Here is a 24,613-nt window from a genome sequence, read left to right as displayed (position 1 = left end):
TTCATTATTGAATCGAGATCGTATTGGGTGACCTTATAATCGCCGACCGAGCCGGAAGCTTTTTCGTTACGGCACGCCTCCGGCGCATCGTCGCGGTTCTGTTCATGCGTAAAACCGAGGGCATGTCCGAATTCGTGGACAGCGACAACGCGAATGCAGAACTCGCGCCGATCTCGGAGCCTTTGCTCCAATGATTGAAGCTGAAATTGAGAGTCATGCCTGACGGCTTGCGGTCGAGATACTCCACCCTCCTGTATACTGGCACCAAAACCAACCTTTGGACCCCCAGTATGGGTTGCTGGCAGTGCGTGGACGCGGGCAGACCGGGATCAGACGCACAGCCGACAAGCTTCAGGCGGAATTGGTTGAGGCGGAGATCCCCCAAGCGCTTCCGTCAATGCTGGCCAGATCCTGGCTCAGGGATCAGCGGCGCGCCGCCAACGGAAATTGGCCCTTCTGGCTTAGAGGGCTGGACCGCTCTTTTCGCCAGCTTCGAAGCTGATTGGGCTGCAGGCGGAGAAGAGACTGGCGGCGCAGACGCAGCAGCGAGTGAACTCTGCAAGGATTCGATCTTCGCGGTCAACGCTTCGATTTGGTCCGTCATCCGCTTCAAATCGGCTTGCTGCGCACCGATATTGCGATTGAGTTCTGCGATTACATCGCTCGCCCGTTGTTGCTCGGATCGAACCTCCAGCAGAGCTTCCCTAACCTCAGGTGACAAGCCATGCATCGGCGCGGGCCCAAGCACTTGCGACCTCGCCAAAATTGTCTCCATGTTAGTCCAAACACAGGCTGCCGCGGCACACAAACCAAAGAAGACCAAGAGGACGAGAATCCAAGACGAGCGCCGGGAGGATTTGTGCAAAATGCGCGGTAACTCCGAGGCGTTCGCCTCAGCAACCACATCCATCATTCTCAGCTGCCATTCCCAAATTTTGACGCCTCTCGTTCACGCAATAATGGGCATCAGTCAAGAGCTGCGGGCGAGGTACGATACTGAGCGCAAGCTCGCCGGAAGTCCCGCTATCGCTGTCGGCAATCGCCTTTCGCGTTTTTAGATCGGACTTTCGACCGAGCAGCTTACCGACCGATCATGGCTCGGGTCCGGCTGCTTAGGCCGACAGGCTAGCGGATGCAGGGCCGTGAAGCTGAAGCGGCGTCGAGATCCAGCATGAACTCGCCCATATGCGCCGCAATCCTTTGCTAAACGGGGGATAAGAGCAGGCAACGTCACCTCAGATTGTACCAGGCTCGACATCCGAATTACGATTTTGGCGAACACCTTTGGGGCATCCATTCGCGTTCGTATGGACGCGGCGACACTAGATCGAACACTCGTCCTCGAAACCTGTCTCTTTGAGAGGCGCAAACTCCGTTTTGCCAAGCTTTGGGCTGTCCATGATCAGGCCGGTTCGACGCTTGACAGCCCGACAGCCTTGCAGGAACGAGCGAGGAATAGAATCAAAGGGCCTCCCCAGCTCGACAAGGACGGTCTACATTTGCGTCCCAATCTGCCGGATCCGCATCAGCATTTGTTTTGAGGTTCTTGTTTTAAAGTGGAGCGCGGGGTCCGGCAGGTGCCGCTAAGATTTGCGGCTTTGGTGCTACCGCGTTTGGTTGGAGAAAGTGAGTTTTCAGGTCTCGATACTTAGGATTCTCGCCGGCCAACCGGAGGGCCGGGCGAGCCTTGCCGTCCTCAAGGATTACCTGGCGGTGTTCTACACCAGCGGTCCGGAGTGGACGGATCGTACGAAGCGATTGGCGGCGCAGACGCCGGATCTCAATATTTTCGGACAAGGGCTGGTTACGCGGGAACCCGGACAATGGATCATAACGGACAAAGGGCGGGCCTTTCTTGCTCTTCTGGAACAGAAGAGCGTACCTGACTCTCAGGAGCGAACGCTCGAAGGCATGGTTGAGAAACCCCTTGCAAGTAGGCTTCCCGCGCTTGCGCCGGGCCGACAAGACCACAGTGCCAGTCGCCGGCACCTCCGCCGGAAGCCGCTGAGGGCGCGCGATGGGCGTTCCAGCTAGCCCCTCCCTAAGCTCACGCCCGGCGACGATGTTGCTCCATATCGTGCCGGAGCAACATTGCATACCCCGCGCACCGGCTTGATGCCCTTCGCAAACCATACTTAGATCGCTGTTGTTTGAGATGGAGACATTGTAGTGGCAACCGGTATTGTGAAGTGGTTCAGCGCGACAAAGGGTTATGGATTTATCAAGCCCGATGATGGCGAAGCCGACGTATTCGTGCACATCAGGTCAGTCGAGAAGGCCGGATACACCTCCCTTGCTGAGGGGGCCCGGATCAGCTTCGAGCGCAAGACCGGCAGCTCCGGCAAAGTGTCCGCAGACAATCTGCGTATAGGATAGCCTTCTTTCGCGACGAGGGGAGACATGGTTCTCTAAGGACCAAGCCACCACGATTCGAGACGGATGGTAATCGACGCAAGCAATTGAGATATCGTCACTAAATCAACGTAGAAATATTTCTGTGCTAGCATTTGTGCTAAATCAGCGACTTAGACCTGCCTGAATGTGATAGATGTCACACTTTGAGGCAGCATTCTTGACGAGGCCCCAGCCGGGACGGATGGTCTGCTATCGCCTCGCTACCGAGCTCATCTGCCGGAGCTATACCCTCTCCCATACCCTCAAAGGCAAATCCTAGCCCCGGAGAGCCTGCACTGCTTGCCATAGCTCGGTAACGGCCGGATCTTCTAAACCCACATCGTGCAGGCCTTCAAAATTCCTCCTCACATAATCCAGTGCACTGCCACTAGTGCCTCGGGCCTTGAGGATCATCTCTGCCTTCTTGGCAGTGCTTATCGTCGAACCGAGCGGGTTTACTCCCTCATAGATGTATACCTTGGCGTCTACCGAGCGCCCGTCGGCCAACAGCACCTGCAGATCTGTCGGATCACACGCTTCTCTTTTTCGCAGAGCACGTAAGAGGACCGGTATTTTGTCATTGTCCGGAAACTCAAAAGCGGCTCCCTCACAGCTGGCCCCATCAAACGGCTCCAGATTCAGCGTGATGCCAGGGTTCTCTTTGGTCCCCCAGTTAACCACTGACTTCTTATTGAAGGTTCGACGATAGCCACGAAGCGTTGCGCGCTGAGACCCCGCGCAGCCGAACTCGGACTGCCATCCATCAAAGGTGAGAGACCCGAAGCCAAAGACCCAGACCACGATCACGCCTCCATCTGGGCCAAGGTTTGCTCGAACAGCATACTCACCAGTCTAGGGCCTGTACCTAAATAGCGCCACGTGATTCTCTTGCCTACGTGTTGATTCGGGGGCGAGAGAATGCGCGCTGGTTTGTTTTGGCTGAACGACAGGCAATGGGCGCGTATCGAACCGCATCTGCCGAGGGGACTGACGGGGCCGGATCGGGACGACGACCGACGCATCGTCAGCGGCATCATTCACATGCTGCAATCGGGTGCACGATGGCGTGATTGTCCACGTGAATACGGCCCTTACACGACGATCTACAATCGCTTCAATCGCTGGGCCAAGCGAGGACGATGGTGCGCAATCTTCGAAGCGCTGGCCAAGCCTGGCGAAGACGGCGTCGTACTGTCGCTCGACTCGACCTCGATTAAAGCTCACCGGTGTGCCTCCGGCGGAAAAGGGGGGAGCACAATCAAGCAATCGGCCGCTCGCGCGGAGGCCGCACGACAAAAATCCATGCGCTGAGCGATCCGCTCTGCCGGCCGGTCGTCCTGCATCTGACTCCAGGCCAGGATGCCGATATCGCTGCGGCTCCCGATGTCCTGGCGCTCGCGCCACCCATGAGCGTGCTCCTCGCCGACAAAGGGTATGATGGCGACAAGCTTCGCGGCGCAATCATTCGTCGTGGCGCCAAGCCCGTAATCCCCAATAAATCTAACCGTGTCGTCATCCATCGCTTCAACAAACGCGCCTACAAAGGACGAAATGTCATCGAACGCTGCTTTTGCAGGCTCAAGGACTTCCGGCGCATCGCCACGCGATATGACAAGCTCGCCCGTAATTTTTTGGCCGCTGTTCATCTCGCCGCTCTCGTCGCATATTGGCTCAATTGAGTCTGGACCCTAGCACTACTTTGGCAGATTTTTGATTTTGTCGCGTTTTATAGGATTCCCGAATCAATTTTTCAATGATTCATGGATGGTCGGCTCTTGGAGGGCTGACCATGCCGGGATGGGAAGACGAACTTGAACGCTGGCTGATGCCGTTCTTGGACCGGCTGGGTCATAAGACCCGGCAGCGGATGTGCCCTCTGTATGTTGCGGGACTGATAGGTCCTGGCGATCGCAAGAGCGTTCAGCCGATGGCGGAACGCCTTGCCATGAGCAACTACGACCAGTTGCACCATTTCATTGCGGACGGTGTCTGGGACGCGACGCCGCTGGAGACAGAGCTGCTCAACCAGGCGGACCGACTTGTCGGCGGCAACGATGCGGTGCTGGTTATTGATGACACCTCACTGCCGAAGAAGGGTGAGCGCTCGGTCGGTGTTGCGGCTCAATACGCGTCGGCTCTCGGTAAAACGGCAAATTGCCAAACGCTGGTGTCTTTAACGCTTGCGCGCGGCGAAGTGCCAGTAATGGTCGCGTTACGTCTCTTTCTGCCTGACAGTTGGACAAGCGACATGTCTCGTTTGAAGCGCGCTCGCGTGCCAGTCGAACACCGAACGCCACGGTCCAAGCCGGAGATTGCTTTGGCCGAGATTGACCGCGCGATGGCAGCCAACGTGCGCTTTGGATGTGTGCTGGCGGATGCAGGATACGGCCTCAGCGCACCGTTTCGACAAGGGCTAACAGAGCGCGGGCTGGCCTGGGCTGTCGGCATCCCTCGGCACCTGAAAGTATATCCGGTCGATGTGAAGCTCATTTGGCCGATTACCAAAGTCCGCGGGAAACCACGAAAGCACCACGTGCCCGATATCTTATCGATTGCGGCAGAACAAATGTTGGCCAGCGCCAAATGGAAAACCGTGAGTTGGCGTAGCGGGACGAAAGGTCGGCTCAAAGCCCGATTTGCTGCTCTCCGTGTCCGGACCGCCGACGGCCCTCCGCAGCGGATATGGGATAAAGGTCAGCAGCATCTCCCAGGCGACGAAGCCTGGCTCATTGGCGAGCAACGCGCCTCGGGAGAGAAGAAATACTATCTCGCCAATCTTCCGGCGATGACGGATCTGCGCACGCTGGCAACCACCATCAAGGCACGGTGGATTTGTGAGCAAGCGCATCAGCAGTTGAAGGAGGAGCTCGGACTTGATCACTTCGAAGGGCGATCATGGCGGGGTCTTCATCGCCACGCCCTGATGACAATGATCGCCTACGCCTTCCTGCAACATCGTCGCCTCGCACACGCGGGGCGGAAAAAAAAGAATCAACGGGCCTCCGCCCCAGCCAACCATGCCCGCCGTACGTCACGCCATCGTCGATCTCATCCTTCGGCCGCCGTCTCAGCAATGCCCATATTGCCGAAAGCAAATTCTTGAAAAACAGCGGCCAAAACACATTCTGCCAAAGTAGTGCTAGTCCCGATAGGGCGTGCAAAGGTCGGAGGCTAGCTGATCAGACACGCCTGTAACCCGCTTCTGGATAAACTCCGGAGTGAAATCCTGAAACCTATCGCTATTCGCTCGCAGCTTAATGATCGCCTCCGGGTCAATCTTCAGAAGTTCCTCCACATAGCCCAACACCTTCACATAAGAAGGGGCGTTCACGTGCCTTGGCCCAACCAGGTTTGCAAACAGGGTGGCAATTCCCTCCTCAATGTTAAGGGCGGCGCCACCCCCGTTCGGGGTAAGGAGGTGCACTATTTCCTGAGACAGTTCGAAACGCGCTTGCTCTTCATTCGACTGACAAGTGTCGCTCAGATGAATCACCACGCATCTGCTTTCCTGCGAGTACTGCGGAAACCAAACACCAGGGCGAGGGCCTCCCACCTCAATTCCAAGGATCGTCCAGCTCCGATCACGCGTGCCGAATTGCCTCTCTGCCTGATTCAACCAATCCCCCAGTAAAGTTGTGAGGGTGTATGTCCAGCGCTTAGACTCCTCCTGCCAAGTCCTAACGAATCCAACCGTCGGCGACGTAAGCATCTATTCAGCCTCCCTTTTAGGGAACCCTACGCTAAAGCTCCGCAGCGGCCAACAGAGATACCCCTCAATCTGCGCACGCACTTGGGACGAAAGGCCGGACTTTACCCACTCGCTCAAACCGAAGCCCCACTCGTAACTCCCGATGCCTTCCTCTTCGCTTTCGCCCTTAGGATGGGAACAGGCGACACGATGGTTAGAGCTGGCCCCGCAAATTCGGACAGTAGCTTGAGTGGGTTTTCTGCCTGACAGCGGCGAGGATTCTTGCTGCGAATCAGGAGCGAAGATGACGAAGAAGAGCCGCCGGACGCATTCTCCGGCATTCAAGGCGAAGGTTGCTTTGGCTGCGGTCAAAGGAGACAAGACACTGGCGGAGCTGGCGCAACTGTTTGATGTTCATCCGAACCAGATCACGATCTGGAAAAACCAGCTCCTGGAAGGCGCCGCCGGCGTGTTTGGGCATGACAAGACATCGGCCGAGACGCCGGTCGATTTGAAGGCGTTACATGCCAAGATCGGCGAGCTGGCGTTGGAAAACGATTTTTTGTCCGGCGCGCTCACCAAGGCGGGCCTGCTGAGCGCAAAGCGATGATCGACCGCGGTCATGATCTTTCTATCGTGCGCCAGGCGAAGGTCCTGAAGCTGGCTCGCAGCACGGTCTACTATGAACCTCGGCCAGTTTCGGCCGAGGACCTTGCCTTGATGCGTCGGCTCGATGAGCTGCATCTCGATTATCCCTTCGCGGGAGCGCGGATGCTGCGATCGTTGCTGCGGCGGGAGGGGGTATACGCCGGTCGCCGCCACATCGCGACGCTGATGAAGCGCATGGGGATCGAGGCGGTCTATCGTCGCCCGAACACGAGCAAGCCGGCTCCGGGTCACAAGATCTACCCGTACCTGTTGCGCGGATTGAAGATCGAGCGGCCCGACCATGCGTGGGCAATGGACATCACCTACATTCCGATGCGGCGTGGCTTCGTCTATCTCGCGGCGGTCGTCGATGTGTTCAGCCGACGGGTCCTGGCCCATCGCGTCTCGATCACAATGGAGGCGGCCTTCTGCGTCCAAGCGGTCCAGGAGGCGTTGGCGAAGCACGGCAGGCCCGAGATTTTCAACACGGATCAGGGCAGCCAGTTCACCAGCCTCGAGTTCACCGATGTGCTGCTGGACGCGAAGATCGCCATCAGCATGGACGGCAAGGGCGCCTGGCGCGACAACGTGTTTGTCGAGCGGCTCTGGCGCACGGTCAAATACGAAGAAGTTTATCTCCGCGCCTACGACAGCGTGTCCGAGGCGCGAGCGTCAATTGCCAAGTATCTGGCCTTCTACAATCAGGGACGCCCTCACTCGAGCCTTGACGGGCGCACGCCCGACGAGGCTTACTTCGGCACGCAAGCTATGGTGATGGCCGCATGACCGTCGCCGACGATTTTGTCGTCGCTCTGGTCGGGCTACGCCCTCCCGACGCAACGACAAAATCGTAAAGCCCCGCGTTCAGCATAACCCGGCAGGAATCCACTTAAATCCAGCGCGGCGCTGTCCAAACAACCGGGGCCAGCTCTCCCTGCAGGACCTGAGGGGCGCGACTCCAGCGATTGCGCCGCTGCGGGCGGCGCCACAGAATGCACCCCGGCGCTGGTCGCTAATCTAGGGTCCAGACTCAATTGAGCCAATATGCGACGAGAGCGGCGAGATGAACAGCGGCCAAAAAATTACGGGCGAGCTTGTCATATCGCGTGGCGATGCGCCGGAAGTCCTTGAGCCTGCAAAAGCAGCGTTCGATGACATTTCGTCCTTTGTAGGCGCGTTTGTTGAAGCGATGGATGACGACACGGTTAGATTTATTGGGGATTACGGGCTTGGCGCCACGACGAATGATTTCGCCGCGAAGCTTGTCGCCATCATACCCTTTGTCGGCGAGGAGCACGCTCATGGGTGGCGCGAGCGCCAGGACATCGGGAGCCGCAGCGACATCGGCATCCTGGCCTGGAGTCAGATGCAGGACGACCGGCCGGCAGAGCGGATCGCTCAGCGCATGGATTTTTGTCGTGCGGCCTCCGCGCGAGCGGCCGATTGCTTGATTGTGCTCCCCCCTTTTCCGCCGGAGGCACACCGGTGAGCTTTAATCGAGGTCGAGTCGAGCGACAGTACGACGCCGTCTTCGCCAGGCTTGGCCAGCGCTTCGAAGATTGCGCACCATCGTCCTCGCTTGGCCCAGCGATTGAAGCGATTGTAGATCGTCGTGTAAGGGCCGTATTCACGTGGACAATCACGCCATCGTGCACCCGATTGCAGCATGTGAATGATGCCGCTGACGATGCGTCGGTCGTCGTCCCGATCCGGCCCCGTCAGTCCCCTCGGCAGATGCGGTTCGATACGCGCCCATTGCCTGTCGTTCAGCCAAAACAAACCAGCGCGCATTCTCTCGCCCCCGAATCAACACGTAGGCAAGAGAATCACGTGGCGCTATTTAGGTACAGACCCTAATGCGCCCTACGCTAAAGGCCAGAACCGAGAGGCATCTCCGTAGCTACTTTTGGAAGCGTTTGGTTCAAGAATTGCGTCGCTCCCATGCGAGCCTTATCGTGCCGAACGGATGCTCGACTGTCTCGCGATGCTGGCGCATCGCCTCTGTGTTTGCATCAAGGCGCTGCTGCACGGCCTTGAGCAGACGCTCATGCTTGCGTGCTTCCAGAGTGCCGATCTTGTCCTTCAACTTCGCTGCCGGCACCCCCTCAAGGATAGCTTGAATCGCCTTATCTAGCTCGCGCTCAGTCCACTCCCGGCATCGTGACGCTGCGACCGCGCCCCGTCCCCGAGCTTCCGCATCTAGGTAACCAGAGCCACGAAGGCGGCGAGGTCTTGCCCTCCGGACAGGCTGACGCGATCGCGTTCGATGACCCCGGCGGCATCGGAGTGGTTTCCGGCGAACCACACCTGCTGCAGCCAATCCAGATGCTTGAAATTTCGCGCAAGGGCTGCCCCGCACATTCAGCGCGAGAGCAGGCCTTTGTCGGGCACTTGCTGCGCCCGTTGTCGGCATTGAGACTGAATGCCAGAAACCTGACACTACGCGCAGCTATGTAGTGCCTGCTGAGCCTGCGAATTCACTTCGGCACGCGATTTGCTCTGTTCACGGTGTGGGACTGGTCCGGAGGCTATATTGGCGGACACATCGGGGGCACGGTCGAACCTCCTTCACCAATCCGTACGGTCAGTCGATCTATGGCGATGCCGACAGGTTCGATGTCACCCGGCGGCGCAACCCGCACCTGTCGTTCGGCCAGGGGCCGCATTTCTGCCTGGGCGCAGCGCTGGCGCGTCTAGAATTGGGCTGCGCCTTCCCCGCGCTGTTCGTGCGGCTGGAGCATCTGGCGCTGACCATCGCCGCGGAGGACGTCGTCTACATGCCGTCTTACATCATTCGCTGCCCGCAGCGCCTGCCGGTCACCTTCCGCCCTTCCATCGCTTAGAGAGTGAAGTGCCACCATGTCCGAACAACAACCCTTGCCGACGCTGCCGATGTGGCGCGTCGATCACATCGAGCCCTCGCCCGAGATGTTGGCGCTACGCGCCAGCGGTCCGATCCACCGCGTGCGCTTCCCCTCCGGGCACGAAGGCTGGTGGGTGACAGGCTATGACGAGGCCAAGGCGGTGCTGTCCGACGCGGCGTTCCGGCCCGCGGGAATGCCGCCGGCGGCATTCACCCCGGATTCGGTGATTCTCGGTTCGCCGGGGTGGCTGGTCTCGCACGAGGGGCGCGAGCATGCCCGGCTACGCGCGATCGTGGCGCCGGCCTTCAGTAACCGCAGGGTGAAGCTGCTCGTGCCGCAGGTCGAAGCGATCGCCGCGCACTTGTTCGAGACGCTGGCGGCCCAGCCCCAGCCCGCCGACCTGCGGCGCCACCTCTCCTTTCCGCTTCCGGCCATGGTCATCAGCGCGCTGATGGGCGTGCTCTACGAGGATCACGCCTTTTTCGCCGGGCTGTCCGATGAGGTGATGACGCACCAGCATGAAAGCGGCCCGCGCAGCGCGTCCCGCCTGGCCTGGGAAGAACTGCGCGCCTACATTCGCGGCAAGATGCGCGACAAGCGCCAGGATCCGGACGACAACCTGCTGACGGATCTGCTCGCTGCGGTCGACCAGGGCAAGGCGAGCGAGGAAGAGGCGGTTGGCCTGGCGGCGGGCATGCTGGTGGCGGGGCACGAGAGCACCGTCGCACAGATCGAATTCGGCCTGCTAGCCATGTTCCGCCATCCGCAACAGCGCGAACGCCTGGTCGGCGATCCGTCCCTGGTCGACAAGGCGGTAGAGGAAATCCTGCGCATGTACCCGCCGGGCGCGGGCTGGGATGGCATCATGCGCTATCCGAGGACCGACGTGACCATCGCGGGCGAGCATATTCCCGCGGAGAGCAAGGTGCTGGTCGGCCTGCCGGCAACGTCGTTCGATCCGCACCATTTCGACGACCCGGAAATCTTCGATATCGAACGCCAGGAAAAGCCGCACCTGGCTTTTTCCTACGGGCCGCACGCGTGCATCGGCGTGGCGCTGGCCAGGCTGGAGCTCAAGGTGGTGTTCGGTTCGATCTTCCAGCGCCTTCCCGCGCTGCGCCTGGCCGTGGCGCCGGAACAACTGAAGTTGCGCAAGGAGATCATCACGGGCGGGTTCGAGCAGTTCCCGGTGCTCTGGTGATGTCGCGGACGCCACGGGCGATCTCGATCTTCTCCGGAATCTGCCGCGCGCCGGTCAGATCAGCCCGCCAACAGGTAACCAGGATGGACGTGCAAGAAACCACGGCAGCATGCCGGGACGCCTTCGCCGAACTGGCGTCGCCAGCGTGCATCCACGACCCGTATCCGTTCATGCGATGGTTGCGCGAGCACGATCCGGTGCATCGCGCGGCGTCGGGCCTCTTTTTGTTGAGCCGCCACGCCGACATCTACTGGGCGCTCAAGGCCACGGGCGATGCGTTTCGGGGTCCGGCGCCCGGCGAACTGGCGCGCTATTTCTCGCGTGCGGCGACCAGCCCGTCGCTCAATCTGTTGGCGTCCACGCTAGCGATGAAGGACCCACCGACGCATACGCGTCTGCGCCGGCTGATCTCGCGCGATTTCACCATGGGCCAGATCGACAACCTGCGGCCGAGCATCGCGCGCATCGTCGCAGCGCGCCTGGACGGCATAACGCCCGCGCTGGAGCGCGGGGAGCCGGTGGACCTGCATCGGGAATTCGCGCTGGCCTTGCCCATGCTGGTTTTCGCCGAACTGTTCGGCATGCCCCAAGACGACATGTTCGAGCTCGCTGCCGGCATCGGCGCCATTCTGGAAGGCCTGGGCCCACACGCCAGCGATCCCCAGCTCGCCGCGGCGGACGTGGCCAGCGCCAGGGTGCGGGCCTACTTCGGCGACCTCATACAGCGCAAGCGCACCGATCCCCGCCGCGACATCGTGTCGATGCTGGTCGGCGCACATGACGACGATGCCGACACACTGTCGGATGCGGAGTTGATCAGCATGCTGTGGGGCATGCTGCTGGGCGGTTTCGTCACCACTGCTGCGAGCATCGACCATGCGGTCCTGGCGATGCTGGCGTATCCCGAACAGCGGCACTGGCTGCAGGGAGACGCCGTGGGGGTGAAGGCATTCGTCGAAGAAGTCCTGCGCTGCGACGCGCCCGTTATGTTCAGCTCCATCCCGCGTATCGCCCAGCGCGACATCGAACTGGGCGGCGTGGTGATTCCGAAGAACGCGGACGTGCGCGTGCTGATCGCGTCCGGCAATCGCGACCCGGACGCCTTCGCCGATCCCGATCGCTTCGATCCCGCGCGGTTCTACGGCACCAGTCCAGGCATGTCGACCGACGGGAAGATCATGCTGAGCTTCGGCCACGGCATTCACTTCTGCCTCGGTGCGCAACTGGCCCGGGTGCAGTTGGCCGAGAGCCTGCCGCGGATCCAGGCCCGCTTCCCCACGCTGGCATTTGCCGGGCAGCCGACCCGGGAGCCCTCGGCGTTCCTTCGGACGTTCCGCGCGCTGCCGGTGCGGCTGCATGCGCAGGGGAGCTGAGATGCGCGTCATGGTCGACCAGGATCTGTGCGGAACCAGCGGGCAGTGCGTGCTGACGCTGCCGGGCACCTTTCGCCAGCGCGAACCGGACGGCGTGGCCGAAGTGTGCGTGGCGACGGTCCCGCATGCGCTGCACGCCGCCGTGCGGCTCGCGGCCAGCCAGTGCCCGGTCGCCGCCATTCGGGTCATCGAAAGCGACGCTGGCGATGGCGAGCCCGCCAGCGCCGACCCTGCGCCTTCTCCAGCGGAGGCCGAGCGGCATGCCGCGAAAGACCAGCACAATCTAGGATGACACGATGGGACGGTTTGAAGGCAAAGTGGCCGTGGTGACCGGCGCCGGCGCCGGCATCGGCAAGGCATGCGCCCTCGCCATCGCGCGCGAGGGCGGCAGAGTGGTGGTGGCCGACATTGATGGCTCGGCGGCTATCGCCTGCACCGCGCAGATCGCGGCCGAAGCGGGCCACGCGCTCGCCCTGGCGATCGACATCGCCGATGCGCAGGCGGTGGCAGCGCTGTTCGAGACGGCGGAGCGGCACTTCGGCGGGGTCGACCTGCTGGTGAACAACGCGAGCGCGATGCATCTGACCCCGCGCGACCGCGCGATCCTCGAGCTGGAGCTAGCGGTCTGGGATCAGACCATGGCGACCAATCTGCGTGGCACGTTGCTCTGCTGCCGGCAGGCCATCCCCCGGATGATCGCCCGCGGCGGTGGCGCGATCGTCAACATGTCGTCGTGCCAGGGGCTCAGTGGTGATACCGCACTGACATCCTACGCCGCGTCGAAGGCGGCGATGAACATGCTGTCGTCCTCACTTGCCACCCAGTACGGTCATGCGCAGATCCGCTGCAATGCGGTTGCGCCGGGTCTCATCATGACCGAGCGACTCCTCGCCAAGCTGGACGCGTGCATGCAAACCCATCTGCGCCGTCACCAGCTCCTGCCGCGCATCGGCCGCCCCGAGGACGTGGCCGCGCTGGTGGCGTTCCTGCTCTCCGACGATGCTGCGTTCATCACTGGCCAGGTCGTGTGCATCGACGGCGGCATGCTGGCGCATGTGCCGACATACGCCGACGGTGGCAACAGCCGCGCCGCGCGGCCTGCCGGCGAGACCGCAGAAGCGGACGCGGCGCCGCGCTGCTGATGGACATGCTGCTCAACCCGCTGAACCGTCGGCATCGGCTGCGGCACGACATCCCGGTCGTGCCCGGCGCTTTTCCCTTGGTCGGGCATCTTCCCGCCGTCGTCTGCGACCTGCCGCGCCTGCTGCGGCGTGCGGAACGGACGCTGGGCAGCCACTTCTGGCTAGATTTCGGCCCTGCCGGACACCTGATGACCAGTCTGGATCCGGATGCTCTCTCACTGCTCCGGCACAAGGACGTGTCCTCGGCGCTGATCGAAGACATCGCGCCCGAATTGTTTGGCGGAACGTTGGTCGCCCAGGACGGCATCGCGCACCGGCAGGCGCGCGATGCGATCCAGGCGGCGCTTCTGCCCAAGGGGCTGACCCTGGCCGGCATCGGCGAGCTGTTCGCGCCCGTCATCCGGGCGCGCGTGCAGAGGTGGCGGGAACGGGGCGACGTCACCATCCTGCGCGAAACCGGCGATCTAATGCTCAAGCTCATCTTCAGTCTCATGGGAATCCCCGCGCAGGACCTGCCGGGATGGCATCGCAAGTACCGGCAACTGCTGCAGTTGATCGTCGCGCCCCCGGTCGACCTGCCCGGACTGCCCTTGCGGCGGGGCCGCGCCGCCCGCGACTGGATCGATGCGCGGTTGCGCGAGTTCGTCCGCGCCGCGCGCGAACATGCCTCGCGCACCGGGTTGATCAACGACATGGTGAGCGCCTTCGATCGCAGCGACGATGCGCTTTCCGATGACGTCCTGGTCGCCAATATTCGCTTGCTGCTGCTTGGTGGTCACGACACCACCGCCTCGACGATGGCCTGGATGGTGATCGAGCTAGCGCGGCAGCCTGGGCTGTGGGACGCCCTGGTCGAGGAGGCGCAACGCGTAGGCGCGGTGCCGACTCGGCACGCGGACCTGGCGCAGTGTCCGGTCGCCGAGGCGCTGTTCCGCGAGACGCTGCGCGTGCATCCGGCGACGCCGCTCCTAGTGCGTCGCGCACTGCGTGAATTGCGACTCGGCCAACAGCGCATTCCTACGGGCACCGATCTGTGCATCCCGCTGCTGCATTTCTCGACCTCGGCGCTGCTGCACGAGGCGCCTGATCAGTTTCGGCTGGCGCGGTGGCTTCAACGCACCGAGCCGATCCGGCCGGTGGACATGCTGCAGTTCGGTACCGGCCCACACTTCTGCATGGGCTACCACCTGGTATGGCTGGAACTGGTGCAGTTCTGTATCGCCTTGGCGCTGACCATGCACGAGGCCGGGGTGCGGCCGCGGTTGCTGAGCGGCGTCGAAAAAGGCCGGCGCTATTACCCGACCGCACATCCGTCCATGACTATCCGCATCGGATTCTCATGAGCTGGCATCGCATGCCCCGTGTGGTGAGGCAGCGGCGCCGGCGACGCGCGGCATTGCTGCACTCGGCGCGCGCGCTCGGTGCGAGGCCGGCAACACCGCGGCGGCTCGCCGCTCGCCGTGGCCGTCTCCTGGCAGGTACAAGGACATGAACAACATGCAGACTGGTTCCACGCCACACGACGACCGAGCTGGCGTTTCCGCGAACGGCATATTGGGCGCGCAGGCGCGCGGCGCATCCGGCAGGCTGCTGCCCGAGATCTGGATGCAGGACGGCGCAAAGCGGGTCGAAGAGGCGCTGGCGCGTCTTCTCTGCGCCGAAGACGACGGTGAGACCGAGCTGATGGCGGCGATGCGCTACGCCACCTTGCATGGCGGCAAGCGCACCCGCGCCTTGCTCTGTTTGGCTGCCGGCGCACTGGCCGACACGCCGGCGCACATGCTCGATGACGTCGGTGCCGCCATCGAGATGATGCACGCCTGTACGTTGGTCCACGACGATCTGCCCGCGATGGACGACGACGTGCTTCGCCGCGGCCTTCCGACCGTGCACGTCAAGTTCGGCGAAGCCACCGCGATCCTGGTCGGCGATGCGCTGCAGGCGCACGCCTTCCTGACCCTGGCGAGCCTGAATGCGCCGGGCGACACCCCTATCGCGCTCGTGCGCGAACTGGCGCAGGCGGTGTCCGCCGAGGGGGCCGCAGGCGGGCAGGCCATAGATCTGTCGCTGGTTGGAAAGCACGTCGAGCTGGACAGGATCGTGGCGATGCACCGGATGAAGAGCGGAGCGCTAGTGCGCGCGTCCGTTCGCATGGGCGCGCTATGCGCTGTCGGCGTGAATGCCGCGCACGCTGCACTTTACTGTGCGCTGGATCACTACAGCGCCTGTTTCGGCCTGGCGTTACAGGTGATCGACGACATTCTCGACGTGACAGCGGATACCGCGGCGCTGGGCAAGACCCCCGGCAAGGACGCGGCGGCGCAGAAGCCGACCTGCGCGTCGATCATGGGACTGCAGGAAGCACGCCAGTTCGCGCTGGATCTGTTGCGCGATGCCGGCGAGGCCATCGCGCCGCTGGGGCCGCGTGCGGAACGGTTGGCGCAACTCATACAGTGGGCCAACGCGTATCTGTTCAAACACGCGCCACGCGCATGAGCGCGCCCGTCCGCATCGAGTCGCCCCTGTGCCGCTGCGATCGGCCGGCGGCAGAGTGCATCCTGCACTGTGTCCGAGTCCGCGGCGCCGATCGCAGCGGTTGCCCGCCGCGGCGCACGTTTCTGCAAACGGAACATCCCGCGTGAACGCGCTGTCCGAACATATCCTTTCCGAATTGCGCCGCCTGCTGAGCGAAATGAGCGATGGCGGCAGCGTCGGTCCGTCCGTCTACGACACGGCGCAGGCGCTGCGCTTCCACGGCAACGTCACCGGTCGGCAGGACGCATACGCGTGGCTCATCGCGCAGCAACAGGCCGACGGCGGATGGGGAAGCGCGGACTTCCCGCTGTTCCGCCATGCGCCCACGTGGGCGGCGTTACTGGCATTGCAGCGTGCCGATCCTCTTCCCGGAGCTGCGGACGCAGTCCAGACTGCAACGAGGTTCCTCCAGCGCCAGCCCGATCCCTACGCACATGCGGTGCCAGAAGACGCGCCGATCGGCGCGGAGCTGATCCTGCCGCAGTTTTGCGGTGAGGCCGCATCCTTGCTGGGTGGCGTAGCGTTTCCGCGCCATCCTGCGCTGTTGCCATTGCGGCAAGCGTGCCTGGTCAAGCTGGGGGCGGTGGCGATGTTGCCGAGCGGCCATCCGTTGCTACACTCCTGGGAAGCCTGGGGGACGTCGCCGACCACCGCATGCCCGGATGACGACGGCAGCATCGGCATCAGTCCGGCGGCCACCGCCGCGTGGCGTGCCCAGGCCGTGACACGGGGGAGCACGCCGCAGGTCGGGCGCGCCGATGCGTATCTGCAGATGGCATCGCGGGCGACGCGCAGCGGCATCGAAGGTGTCTTTCCCAACGTCTGGCCGATCAATGTGTTCGAGCCATGCTGGTCGCTGTACACCCTGCATCTGGCCGGGCTTTTCGCGCATCCCGCGCTCGCGGAGGCGGTTCGCGTGATCGTCGCGCAGCTCGACGCCCGTCTGGGCGTGCACGGTCTGGGCCCGGCCTTGCACTTCGCGGCTGATGCGGACGACACCGCCGTTGCGTTGTGCGTCCTGCACCTTGCAGGCCGTGACCCGGCGGTCGATGCGTTGCGCCATTTCGAAATCGGCGAGCTGTTCGTCACCTTCCCCGGCGAACGCAATGCCTCGGTGTCGACCAACATTCATGCCCTGCATGCGTTGCGACTGTTGGGAAAGCCCGCCGCGGGCGCCAGCGCGTACGTCGAGGCCAATCGCAACCCGCACGGTCTATGGGACAACGAAAAATGGCACGTTTCGTGGCTGTATCCCACCGCGCATGCGGTCGCTGCGCTGGCGCAAGGCAAGCCCCAGTGGCGAGATGAGCGCGCGCTGGCGGCGCTGCTGCAGGCGCAGCGCGACGACGGTGGCTGGGGCGCGGGTCGCGGGTCCACGTTCGAGGAAACCGCCTATGCGCTGTTTGCGTTGCACGTGATGGATGGGAGCGAAGAGGCGACAGGGCGCCGGCGCATCGCGCAGGTGGTGGCGCGTGCGCTGGAGTGGATGCTCGCCCGCCATGCGGCGCATGGATTGCCGCAGACGCCGCTGTGGATCGGCAAGGAACTGTATTGCCCCACTCGGGTCGTGCGCGTGGCCGAACTCGCCGGGTTGTGGCTGGCGCTTCGTTGGGGGCGGCGCGTCCTGGCCGAGGGGGCAGGAGCGGCGCCATGATCCAGACTGAACGCGCGGTGCAGCAGGTGCTGGAGTGGGGACGTTCCCTGACCGGATTCGCCGACGAGCATGCCGTGGAAGCGGTCAGGGGCGGCCAGTACATCCTGCAGCGCATCCACCCGAGCCTGCGCGGCACCAGCGCCCGCACCGGTCGCGATCCGCAGGACGAAACGCTGATAGTGACGTTCTATCGCGAACTGGCGCTGCTGTTCTGGCTCGACGATTGCAACGACCTTGGCCTGATCTCGCCGGAACAGCTCGCCGCGGTGGAGCAAGCGCTGGGGCAGGGCGTGCCGTGCGCGCTCCCCGGATTCGAGGGTTGCGCTGTGCTGCGCGCTTCGCTGGCCACGCTCGCCTACGATCGTCGCGATTATGCTCAGCTTCTCGACGATACCCGGTGCTACTCCGCGGCGCTGCGCGCCGGACACGCGCAGGCGGTAGCGGCGGAACGCTGGTCCTACGCTGAGTACCTGCACAACGGCATCGATTCGATCGCCTACGCGAACGTGTTCTGTTGCCTGTCCTTGCTGTGGGGGCTGGATATGGCGACCTTGCGCGCGCGTCCGGCGTTTCGCCAGGTCCTGCGGCTCATCTCCGCGATAGGGCGTCTGCAGAACGATCTGCATGGATGCGACAAGGACAGGTCGGCCGGCGAGGCCGACAACGCGGTGATCTTGCTGCTGCAGCGCTATCCAGCTATGCCTGTGGTGGAGTTCCTCAACGACGAGCTGGCCGGCCATACGCGCATGCTGCACCGGGTGATGGCGGAAGAACGCTTTCCCGCGCCGTGGGGACCATTGATCGAGGCCATGGCGGCCATCCGCGTGCAGTACTACCGGACCTCGACCAGCCGCTACCGCAGCGACGCTGTGAGGGGAGGCCAGCGCGCGCCGGCCTGAACGCGCAGGAGGCGGCGGCGTGCGCGCGCTGCCGTCGGCCCGATCCGACGCAACGCCGCCGCCCGATGGAGCGAGCATGAGCGACACCGCCCTGAGACTGCACGTCCACGACCAGTTCGCCAACGGCCGGCGCTTCCGCATTCTCAACATCGTCGACGACGTCACTAAGGAATACCTGGGCGCCATTCCGGAGACGTCAATCCGGGGCGGCGGGTGGCCCGCGAACTGAAGGAAATCGTTGAGCGACGCGGCAAGCCAGGAATGATCGCGTCCGACCATGGCACCGAGTTCACCTGCAACGCCATGCTGGCCTGGAGCAAGGACACGGTCATCGACTGGCACTTCATCGCGCCGGGAAAGCCGATGCAGAACGGCTTCATCGAGAGATTCATGTATAGACGGCCGCGCGGATGCAAGGGATTTCAGCAGCAATTTGGATATCGGTCGGGTGCGTTCATGTATACGGCCTATCATTGCGACCGATAGCATGGCCGCTCGCCCTGATGGAGATCGCGGATCGAGGCCTCATCAACGGGTCGCGCTTGTTGCGCTTAAAACTCTTCTGTAAATCGGCCCTTTAATTGCGGATTATTGTCAACTCTCTTTTTTTGAAGCCATTCGGCAAGACGGTAGCGCTCGACCTCCCCGTCGGCCCGATTCGGCGCGCGCCAATTGTGCACACAATCGGCGAGAAATGGGGGAGCGTGCTACGACCTGTTCACAGCCCTTTCTGTCGCGGGCCATGTCGCGCCGAGCAGCCGGGAGTTGTTGGCAATCGCTGGAATTATCGGGTAATTTTGCGCAACAGGCGCAACACGATGTCGACGAACAAATGCGGACTAAGTTATTGAAATAATTGGTGATCCCAGCAGAACAAGCACATCAGCCGGTATCAATGGCTTAGATTGGCAAACCGCCCGTTCGGGCAAGATTGATCCGCAAGCGCTTTTTCGCGCACTGGCAATCAAAAGCCGCCGGATGGTGGGCCAAAAATGCGAAGGGCCGCCTCGGCTAAGGCAGCCCCAGATCGCAATCAAAAGTCCAGTAGCCTCGAATTTAGCACCCAGTCTCCCGAGCCGCAATCCGGAACCGCCATGCAAGCTGCCTTCGCCGCTGCCCTGGCGCGGAAGATGGTGCGGCCGTGAGTGCAATTCTCGACAAGGACCGGACCCGGCGAAAGCTCCATCTGTTAACGCGCGCAAATGGCGATCTACGCATTACCGATCAAGACTTCCGGGTGCTTTGGTATATCGCCGATGCGATCGATCACGAGACCGATCTAGCCCGCCGCAAGCAGGCCACCATCGCTAAAGATCTTGGGAAGAAGGGCGTCCGCGGCGTGCAGTTGAGCCTCGGACGGTTAGCCGAGTTCGGCTACCTCAAGTTCGAGGTCAAGGAAGGCGGGACCTACGTCAATGCCTATCGCCTTCTTCTCGAAGAGGCGAATGTGGGTTCGCCTTCTTCTGACCAGAAGGCGAACAATGGTGAGCCTTTGGATGACCAGAAGGCGAACGTCGGTGCGCTTTCTGCCGGTGCAGTCCCCAAAAAGGCGAACGAGCGTGACGAAAAAGGCGAACCGTCATTCGTACATGATCCCTTATCTGTCCCTGAAGTAGCTGCAGCCGCGCGCGATGACTACGAATTCTATGCGGCGGGGGCGATGCATTGCACTAACTAACCCCTATGCGGCTCGTAGTACGCCCGCATCGCCTTCAGATGCTCTGCCTGCTGGCGGGAGTAGTGCCGGATCGAACGAAGCTCACCGACCATCTGACCGAATGCGAACAGGATGACAGCTGGGATCGAGAAGCACACCGCAGCCAGGAATACTCCCAAGTGGAATAGTAGGTCTGAACCTATGGTCGGTGGTGCTGGAGTGCGAAGCGCGCCAACAAAGACGAGCCACACGACAAACAAATAGACCCCCGAAACAACCTTCAAAAATGTAGCCACCGGTGCCCCCCTTGGCGGCGATCATTCAATCGCAACCAAAGCGCGAGCGCAAGCCGTAGCGCACTAGATCTCGCTTTCCGCAGCAACGGACTTGCGATATGACGGGCGATGCCGCGGAACACAAACCGTACCCTGCCGAATTCGGCAGATCTCTGTTGGTTGCCAAAGACGAGCTATTTGCTGGTCGCCGGATAGTCGTTGCCCTGTCAGCAGGGCCTCGCCTCAGTGGCCGGAAAGGGGTCATCCTTGGACCGGGAGCGACTGCCACCCAAGTCAAGGTGCTCCTAGACGGTGCCAAGGGCTATGTGACCCTGCATGTACCTCGATCTTCTGGAGGATCGTCCCAGGTAGCGCACCGAGGCCGTCGGCTGCCCGCGTTCTGCGCGATTAAGCTGTCTGATGGGCTTTCATGTACGGTCCGAAAAGGCGTGGAGCTTCTTCGTAGAACTTGGTTATCGCCATGAACTCGTCTCCGCGCTTTTTGACCCATGTCGGACGCTCCGGATCGATGAGATTTTGCATCATCGAGTTGGCGAGGTTTAGGTTGATTAGATGCAGACGGATCTTTTCCAGGTATTTCTGAACGTCCTCGCCGAAGAAATAGGGCACGCGATCGATCGCTCGTCCGTACCGAAAGAATAGCTCGTCAGGAGCGGTGCCGCTACGGCATGCCTCACCGAGCTATGCGGGAAACTGGGTGATGACGGAATGAGATAGGCGGCGTATCGAGGCGGGTGTCGAGCCTGCCAGAACCTCAAGGAGAGCGATACGCCATGAACGAGCATAGCAACATTGTCCCACTGCGTCAGCCCGATGAGATCGACGATCCACTGACGAATATTTTGCGATCTGGTGCTCGGCAGCTGCTTGCGCAGGCTGTCGAGATGGAAGCCGAGGCGTTTCTCGCCGCGATGAAGGGCTTGAAGCTTCCCGATGGCCGCGACCGCCTCGTGCGGCACGGCCATGGTCCAGTGCGGACGATCCAGACGGGGATCGGCGCCGTCGAAGTCGCCCGGGTAAAGATTCGCGATCGCGCGGTGACCAGCGATGGCGAGCGGATCCGCTTCACCTCGGCGATCCTGCCGTTGTGGGCACGGCGCACGAAGAGCTTGGATGCACTTTTGCCGGTTCTGTACCTGCGAGGCATCTCGACGGGCGACTTCCAGGAGGCGCTGGCGGCGCTCCTGGGCAAGGATGCGCCGAATCTTTCTCCGGCGGTGGTTTCCAGACTGACGACGGAGTGGCAGCTCGAGTACGAGCGTTGGCAGAAGCGCGATCTGTCGGCGCGCCGGTACGTATACGTGTGGGCGGACGGCGTCTTCCTGCAGGCTCGCATGGAAGACCACAGCGAATGCATGCTGGTGCTGATCGGCGCGACGCCGGAAGGCAAGAAGGAACTCATCGGCTTCCAGGTCGGCGTGCGCGAGAGCACGCAGAGCTGGCACGAACTGCTCGTCGAGGCGAAAACCCGTGGGCTGAAGATCGCCCCGGAAATCGCCGTCGGTGACGGCGCGCTCGGCTTCTGGAAGGCGCTCGACGAGGTCTTTCCCGCCACGCGACATCAGCGGTGCTGGGTGCACAAAACCGCGAATATCTTGAACAAAGTCGCAGTGTCGGTACAGGCCAGCATGAAGAAGGATCTGCGCGAGGTCTATTTGGCGTCCAACCGAGCTTCGGCCGAAGTGGCGATCGATGTCTTTGCCGAGAAATACGGAGCGAAGTACGACAAGGCGGTCGAGTGCCTGACGAAAGATCGCGACGCAATGCTTGCGTTCTACGAATTCCCCGCCGAGCATTGGGACCACTTGCGGACGACGAATCCCATCGAAAGCGTGTTCGCGACGGTCCGGCACAGAACGGTGCGCACGAAAGGTTCGTTATCGTCAACGACTGCCAAGTTGATGGTGTTCAAGCTGCTCTGCGCCGCATCAAAGACCTGGCGGCGGCTGAAAGGCACAAATCAGTTGCCGAAGGTCATCGCAGGTGTCAGATTCGAAAACGGCATCGAGGTCATCCAAGTGCCGGAAAACCACGCCGCCTGATCGCCTCGTCACCCAAAATCCCGCATAGCTCTTCCTCACCGACTATCCCTCTAATCTCCTCGAAAATGGCGAGCCGCTTATCAAAGAGATCAAGCACTATCTTTTCGTTCGATGTTTTCCAATTTCGTTCTGCGATATCCGCTTGAACCTTGGCGACCGCGATTTGGCTCTGACCAAGCCGGTAGGCAATCCAGCCAGCAGTAATTGCAGCGAAGACCGTTGCGGCCGGGCCGGCGAAGTCTTTGAAGCGTGCAGGATCGCCCACCAGTAGGCCTACTATCAACCAGAAGGCAGTAGCCACTAGTGCCCCGAGCGCGACTTCAGAGACGCCCTTATGCTTCATCGTCGTGCTCAAGATAGCCCTCGATAAGGCGATCCAGGTCAATCTTTCTAATCGACGCCGCGATCAATCGGTCCACCTTCATATCTATTGGGGCTTTCCACAGAACTCAATCAGATAATTGATTAGAGCTCCCCCAACTCCTGCGGTCTGAAGGTTAGGACGGGTCGAAGCAAATGCGCGAACATTGTCTGCGAGCTGGACGTTTGTCATTTTGCTCTTCGAAATGCAATTGATAATGCGTGCCTGCCTTGGCATCTTGCTCGTCAGAGGCAACGCTAATCAGCGCGTCGTAGAAACCGGCCATGTAGGCAGCGCGGATCTGCGCAGGTAACGACTCCCATCGGAAGTAAGTGAAGTAAACGGCATTCGCAGGCGCGGTGATCACAAGCGGAGCCGCTACCAATATGATTCTAATCAAATCTGCCTCGTGATGCCGTGGATTAACAACTGATCGCCGTTGCGTCGCCCCGACTCGGGCGAAGATCATCCGCCCAGCAGACGTGCGCCTCAGTTTTCGCGGGGGTGGATCGGATAGTTGGGTCAAGCTCCGGTGCAGCACTCGTTCACAAACTCTGAGGCTAGCCCACCGTTACGGCATCCGCAGCAAGCAGGTCATCGATCAGCTCGGCAAAGCCCTCTCGTACAAGAAAGCGCCGGCTAAATGCCAGGCGCTGATGGTAGGGAATTAGATATCGATCGAAGCGGTCAGATTGAAGTTGGCGTGCCTCGCGCGCCAGCTCGTCCGTTTCAGGTAGGCCTTGTTCCTTGATTGCGACCAGGAGGTCCTTAAGGTCGGCCGCAGATGTTTTTTCGACAAAGACGGCAAAGTTTTCGATCGAAGCCTTTGCGCCCTCTCGACGTAAAGCCAGCACCATTGTCTGAGCGAGGCGTGCACCTGACCAAGGAAATACAATGACGTCCTGACCGTATTGCAGAAAGCGGTGCCTATCGAGATGGTAGTCGCGGTAGGCTTTGCGCCCTTCCTTGATCATAGCTGCTGTTGCCTCATTCACATCGAGGCCTTTCGAGGAATGACCGTCGTAGATCGATTTCATACGCGCAGCAACCAAGCCGCTTGGCGCTTGGGCTGTACCGCCATAACGGGGCGCGCCAGCAGATGAGGCTTTGGTGACCGTCAACCTGCGGCCGGAATCGTTCACGTTCAGAACGCGCCAGCGCCCGCCAGATTCGACGCGACCATAAAGATTTCTGCACCAGGCTTTTCCAGCACCGAGAACTGGGCGATGGTTTGCAGAGGCGCAACGCTGATCATGCATGGACCAGAAAGCGAATTTGCGGCTAAGGCCGCGTCTTAACAGGGCGACGTCATGATCCCCACACCCTATAATTTTGAGCCAGCCCTCACGGATGCTGAGTACGCCAAGCTCGGCGTCCTGGCTTTGCGCTGGTCCCACATCGAGCACATCCTGGGAAATTGCCTGAAAGTCATTCTTCGCCTCACCGATGATGAAGCAGTAATAGTCGTTTTCACCCTGAGTGCAGACCAGCGGGCGGAAAAGATTCACCAGCTGTCGAAGCTTTCCGAATTACCGGCCCCAGCGCAGAAGGCTTTCGATGAACTAAGGCCAATACTAAAAGGCATCCACTACGTCAGAAATAACGTCGTTCACTCTATCGCTGGGGAGTATGAAGGCGACGACTTCGTCTTTCACCTTCGCTCGAAAAAGCGATCTCTGACCAAAGCCCAGGTATTCAGCACTGAAGAACTAACGAATTATGCCGCACACCTCGTCATCGCCTTCCGCTATGGCTTGGGTTTCAAGGATGGCGCCCCACCGACTGAGTATGCGTGTCCCACGCGCCCTGAGATGCCCGAGTTCCTTCGCTCGATTATCCATTTCAAGCCGTAGACCATT

At 61.5% G+C, this 24,613-nt stretch carries 23 protein-coding genes and 3 pseudogenes; 17 read left to right on the top strand and 9 right to left on the bottom strand.

What is annotated here, in order from left to right:
- Window positions 1-44: 44 nt before the first annotated feature.
- Both CIT37_RS40350 and CIT37_RS32790 read right to left on the bottom strand, forming a co-directional pair.
- Window positions 45-191, bottom strand: a pseudogene (locus tag CIT37_RS40350) (M12 family metallopeptidase); the annotation flags it as partial.
- 203 nt (window positions 192-394) lie between these two features.
- The gene (locus CIT37_RS32790) at window positions 395-913 is read right to left on the bottom strand and encodes a hypothetical protein (protein WP_011084916.1); all 519 of its coding nucleotides are present in this window, start codon (window positions 911-913) and stop codon (window positions 395-397) included.
- A 1,256-nt stretch (window positions 914-2,169) separates the two neighbouring features.
- Between CIT37_RS32790 and CIT37_RS32785 the strand changes: the two genes are divergently transcribed.
- Window positions 2,170-2,376 carry a cold-shock protein gene (locus CIT37_RS32785; protein WP_011084914.1) on the top strand — a complete coding sequence of 69 codons (207 nt, stop codon included), beginning with the start codon at window positions 2,170-2,172 and terminating at the stop codon, window positions 2,374-2,376.
- A 294-nt stretch (window positions 2,377-2,670) separates the two neighbouring features.
- Here the strand turns inward: CIT37_RS32785 and CIT37_RS32780 are convergent, their stop codons facing one another.
- Window positions 2,671-3,201 carry a gamma-glutamylcyclotransferase gene (locus CIT37_RS32780; protein ID WP_095425214.1) on the bottom strand — a complete coding sequence of 177 codons (531 nt, stop codon included), beginning with the start codon at window positions 3,199-3,201 and terminating at the stop codon, window positions 2,671-2,673.
- Between the two features lie 111 nt (window positions 3,202-3,312).
- Between CIT37_RS32780 and CIT37_RS32775 the strand changes: the two genes are divergently transcribed.
- Together CIT37_RS32775 and CIT37_RS32770 are read left to right on the top strand one after the other, a co-directional pair.
- Window positions 3,313-4,073, top strand: a protein-coding gene (locus CIT37_RS32775; protein ID WP_110115815.1) for an IS5-like element ISBj2 family transposase whose coding sequence is annotated in 2 segments (ribosomal slippage) — window positions 3,313-3,652 and window positions 3,652-4,073 — 762 coding nt in all. Because the reading frame shifts where the segments join, the coding sequence is not laid out codon by codon here.
- A gap of 74 nt (window positions 4,074-4,147) precedes the next feature.
- Window positions 4,148-5,497: an IS701 family transposase gene (locus tag CIT37_RS32770; protein ID WP_095424484.1), complete on the top strand. Its 1,350-nt coding sequence runs from the start codon at window positions 4,148-4,150 to the stop codon at window positions 5,495-5,497.
- A gap of 36 nt (window positions 5,498-5,533) precedes the next feature.
- Here the strand turns inward: CIT37_RS32770 and CIT37_RS32765 are convergent, their stop codons facing one another.
- Window positions 5,534-5,890, bottom strand: a complete 357-nt coding sequence (locus CIT37_RS32765) for a hypothetical protein (RefSeq protein ID WP_223153695.1) — start codon at window positions 5,888-5,890, stop codon at window positions 5,534-5,536.
- A 496-nt stretch (window positions 5,891-6,386) separates the two neighbouring features.
- On the opposite strand from CIT37_RS32765, the gene CIT37_RS32760 reads away from it, so the two are divergent.
- Window positions 6,387-7,516, top strand: a protein-coding gene (locus CIT37_RS32760) for an IS3-like element ISRj2 family transposase (protein WP_085967575.1) whose coding sequence is annotated in 2 segments (ribosomal slippage) — window positions 6,387-6,639 and window positions 6,639-7,516 — 1,131 coding nt in all. Because the reading frame shifts where the segments join, the coding sequence is not laid out codon by codon here.
- 244 nt (window positions 7,517-7,760) lie between these two features.
- On the opposite strand, the gene CIT37_RS32755 is transcribed toward CIT37_RS32760, so the two are convergent.
- Window positions 7,761-8,521, bottom strand: a protein-coding gene (locus CIT37_RS32755) for an IS5 family transposase (protein WP_231088440.1) whose coding sequence is annotated in 2 segments (ribosomal slippage) — window positions 7,761-8,182 and window positions 8,182-8,521 — 762 coding nt in all. Because the reading frame shifts where the segments join, the coding sequence is not laid out codon by codon here.
- A gap of 92 nt (window positions 8,522-8,613) precedes the next feature.
- Window positions 8,614-8,783: pseudogene (locus tag CIT37_RS32750) on the bottom strand (IS5/IS1182 family transposase); the annotation flags it as partial.
- Window positions 8,784-9,240: 457 nt separating this feature from the next.
- Here CIT37_RS32750 and CIT37_RS32745 point away from each other — a divergent pair.
- The 11 genes and pseudogenes from CIT37_RS32745 (at window position 9,241) to CIT37_RS32695 (ending at window position 20,076) form a co-directional block, all read left to right on the top strand.
- Window positions 9,241-9,573 (top strand): cytochrome P450, encoded by a 333-nt coding sequence (locus CIT37_RS32745; RefSeq protein WP_275937769.1) that lies wholly within the window; start codon window positions 9,241-9,243, stop codon window positions 9,571-9,573.
- Window positions 9,574-9,589: 16 nt separating this feature from the next.
- Window positions 9,590-10,795: a cytochrome P450 gene (locus CIT37_RS32740; RefSeq protein WP_018647443.1), complete on the top strand. Its 1,206-nt coding sequence runs from the start codon at window positions 9,590-9,592 to the stop codon at window positions 10,793-10,795.
- Window positions 10,796-10,878: 83 nt separating this feature from the next.
- Window positions 10,879-12,168 carry a cytochrome P450 gene (locus CIT37_RS32735; protein WP_018647444.1) on the top strand — a complete coding sequence of 430 codons (1,290 nt, stop codon included), beginning with the start codon at window positions 10,879-10,881 and terminating at the stop codon, window positions 12,166-12,168.
- A gap of 1 nt (window position 12,169) precedes the next feature.
- Window positions 12,170-12,460, top strand: coding sequence for a ferredoxin (locus tag CIT37_RS32730; RefSeq protein ID WP_018647445.1), 291 nt, complete (start codon window positions 12,170-12,172; stop codon window positions 12,458-12,460).
- A 4-nt stretch (window positions 12,461-12,464) separates the two neighbouring features.
- Complete coding sequence (locus CIT37_RS32725) at window positions 12,465-13,310, top strand: SDR family oxidoreductase (RefSeq protein WP_018647446.1); 846 nt, start codon at window positions 12,465-12,467, stop codon at window positions 13,308-13,310.
- The gene (locus tag CIT37_RS32720; RefSeq protein WP_095425215.1) at window positions 13,310-14,653 is read left to right on the top strand and encodes a cytochrome P450; all 1,344 of its coding nucleotides are present in this window, start codon (window positions 13,310-13,312) and stop codon (window positions 14,651-14,653) included. Before CIT37_RS32725 ends, CIT37_RS32720 begins: the two co-directional genes overlap by 1 nt.
- A gap of 154 nt (window positions 14,654-14,807) precedes the next feature.
- A complete protein-coding gene (locus CIT37_RS32715) occupies window positions 14,808-15,806 on the top strand; it encodes a polyprenyl synthetase family protein (protein ID WP_026312706.1) in 999 nt (332 codons plus the stop codon).
- A gap of 142 nt (window positions 15,807-15,948) precedes the next feature.
- Complete coding sequence (locus tag CIT37_RS32710; RefSeq protein ID WP_026312707.1) at window positions 15,949-17,499, top strand: hypothetical protein; 1,551 nt, start codon at window positions 15,949-15,951, stop codon at window positions 17,497-17,499.
- Window positions 17,496-18,398 carry a terpene synthase family protein gene (locus tag CIT37_RS32705; RefSeq protein ID WP_011084944.1) on the top strand — a complete coding sequence of 301 codons (903 nt, stop codon included), beginning with the start codon at window positions 17,496-17,498 and terminating at the stop codon, window positions 18,396-18,398. Before CIT37_RS32710 ends, CIT37_RS32705 begins: the two co-directional genes overlap by 4 nt.
- Window positions 18,399-18,501: 103 nt before the next feature.
- Window positions 18,502-18,788 (top strand): annotated as a pseudogene (locus tag CIT37_RS32700) (DDE-type integrase/transposase/recombinase); the annotation flags it as partial.
- Window positions 18,789-19,539: 751 nt separating this feature from the next.
- Entirely contained in the window at window positions 19,540-20,076 is a 537-nt protein-coding gene (locus CIT37_RS32695; protein ID WP_018647449.1) for a helix-turn-helix domain-containing protein, read from the top strand.
- A gap of 662 nt (window positions 20,077-20,738) precedes the next feature.
- Here CIT37_RS32695 and CIT37_RS32690 read toward each other — a convergent pair.
- Window positions 20,739-20,960, bottom strand: a complete 222-nt coding sequence (locus CIT37_RS32690; RefSeq protein ID WP_095425217.1) for a hypothetical protein — start codon at window positions 20,958-20,960, stop codon at window positions 20,739-20,741.
- Window positions 20,961-21,124: 164 nt separating this feature from the next.
- Between CIT37_RS32690 and CIT37_RS32685 the strand changes: the two genes are divergently transcribed.
- The gene (locus CIT37_RS32685) at window positions 21,125-22,393 is read left to right on the top strand and encodes an IS256 family transposase (protein WP_035716818.1); all 1,269 of its coding nucleotides are present in this window, start codon (window positions 21,125-21,127) and stop codon (window positions 22,391-22,393) included.
- On the opposite strand, the gene CIT37_RS32680 is transcribed toward CIT37_RS32685, so the two are convergent.
- Both CIT37_RS32680 and CIT37_RS32675 read right to left on the bottom strand, forming a co-directional pair.
- On the bottom strand, window positions 22,362-22,748 hold the full coding sequence (locus CIT37_RS32680; protein WP_152036290.1) for a hypothetical protein: 387 nt from the start codon (window positions 22,746-22,748) through the stop codon (window positions 22,362-22,364). The genes CIT37_RS32685 and CIT37_RS32680 overlap by 32 nt on opposite strands.
- A 566-nt stretch (window positions 22,749-23,314) precedes the next feature.
- Window positions 23,315-23,896, bottom strand: a complete 582-nt coding sequence (locus CIT37_RS32675) for a hypothetical protein (RefSeq protein ID WP_131234259.1) — start codon at window positions 23,894-23,896, stop codon at window positions 23,315-23,317.
- 168 nt (window positions 23,897-24,064) lie between these two features.
- Here CIT37_RS32675 and CIT37_RS32670 point away from each other — a divergent pair, with 168 nt between their 5' ends.
- A complete protein-coding gene (locus CIT37_RS32670; RefSeq protein ID WP_018647455.1) occupies window positions 24,065-24,607 on the top strand; it encodes a hypothetical protein in 543 nt (180 codons plus the stop codon).
- The last annotated feature ends 6 nt before the right edge of the window (window positions 24,608-24,613 follow it).

It is taken from the genome of Bradyrhizobium ottawaense (genome assembly GCF_002278135.3).
Classification (GTDB): Bacteria; Pseudomonadota; Alphaproteobacteria; order Rhizobiales; family Xanthobacteraceae; genus Bradyrhizobium; species Bradyrhizobium ottawaense.
The sequence above is the reverse complement of the archived record's forward strand: the minus strand, read 5'-3'. Positions and strand labels throughout refer to the sequence as shown.

Bases quoted from the DNA above. Each gene is read 5' to 3' on its own strand.
- CIT37_RS32790 (WP_011084916.1), bottom strand. From the start codon at position 913: ATGATGGATGTGGTTGCTGAGGCGAACGCCTCGGAGTTACCGCGCATT.
- CIT37_RS32770 (WP_095424484.1), top strand. From the start codon at position 4,148: ATGATTCATGGATGGTCGGCTCTTGGAGGGCTGACCATGCCGGGATGG.
- CIT37_RS32740 (WP_018647443.1), top strand. From the start codon at position 9,590: ATGTCCGAACAACAACCCTTGCCGACGCTGCCGATGTGGCGCGTCGAT.
- CIT37_RS32735 (WP_018647444.1), top strand. From the start codon at position 10,879: ATGGACGTGCAAGAAACCACGGCAGCATGCCGGGACGCCTTCGCCGAA.
- CIT37_RS32730 (WP_018647445.1), top strand. From the start codon at position 12,170: ATGCGCGTCATGGTCGACCAGGATCTGTGCGGAACCAGCGGGCAGTGC.
- CIT37_RS32725 (WP_018647446.1), top strand. From the start codon at position 12,465: ATGGGACGGTTTGAAGGCAAAGTGGCCGTGGTGACCGGCGCCGGCGCC.
- CIT37_RS32720 (WP_095425215.1), top strand. From the start codon at position 13,310: ATGGACATGCTGCTCAACCCGCTGAACCGTCGGCATCGGCTGCGGCAC.
- CIT37_RS32715 (WP_026312706.1), top strand. From the start codon at position 14,808: ATGCAGACTGGTTCCACGCCACACGACGACCGAGCTGGCGTTTCCGCG.
- CIT37_RS32705 (WP_011084944.1), top strand. From the start codon at position 17,496: ATGATCCAGACTGAACGCGCGGTGCAGCAGGTGCTGGAGTGGGGACGT.
- CIT37_RS32685 (WP_035716818.1), top strand. From the start codon at position 21,125: ATGAACGAGCATAGCAACATTGTCCCACTGCGTCAGCCCGATGAGATC.
- CIT37_RS32670 (WP_018647455.1), top strand. From the start codon at position 24,065: ATGATCCCCACACCCTATAATTTTGAGCCAGCCCTCACGGATGCTGAG.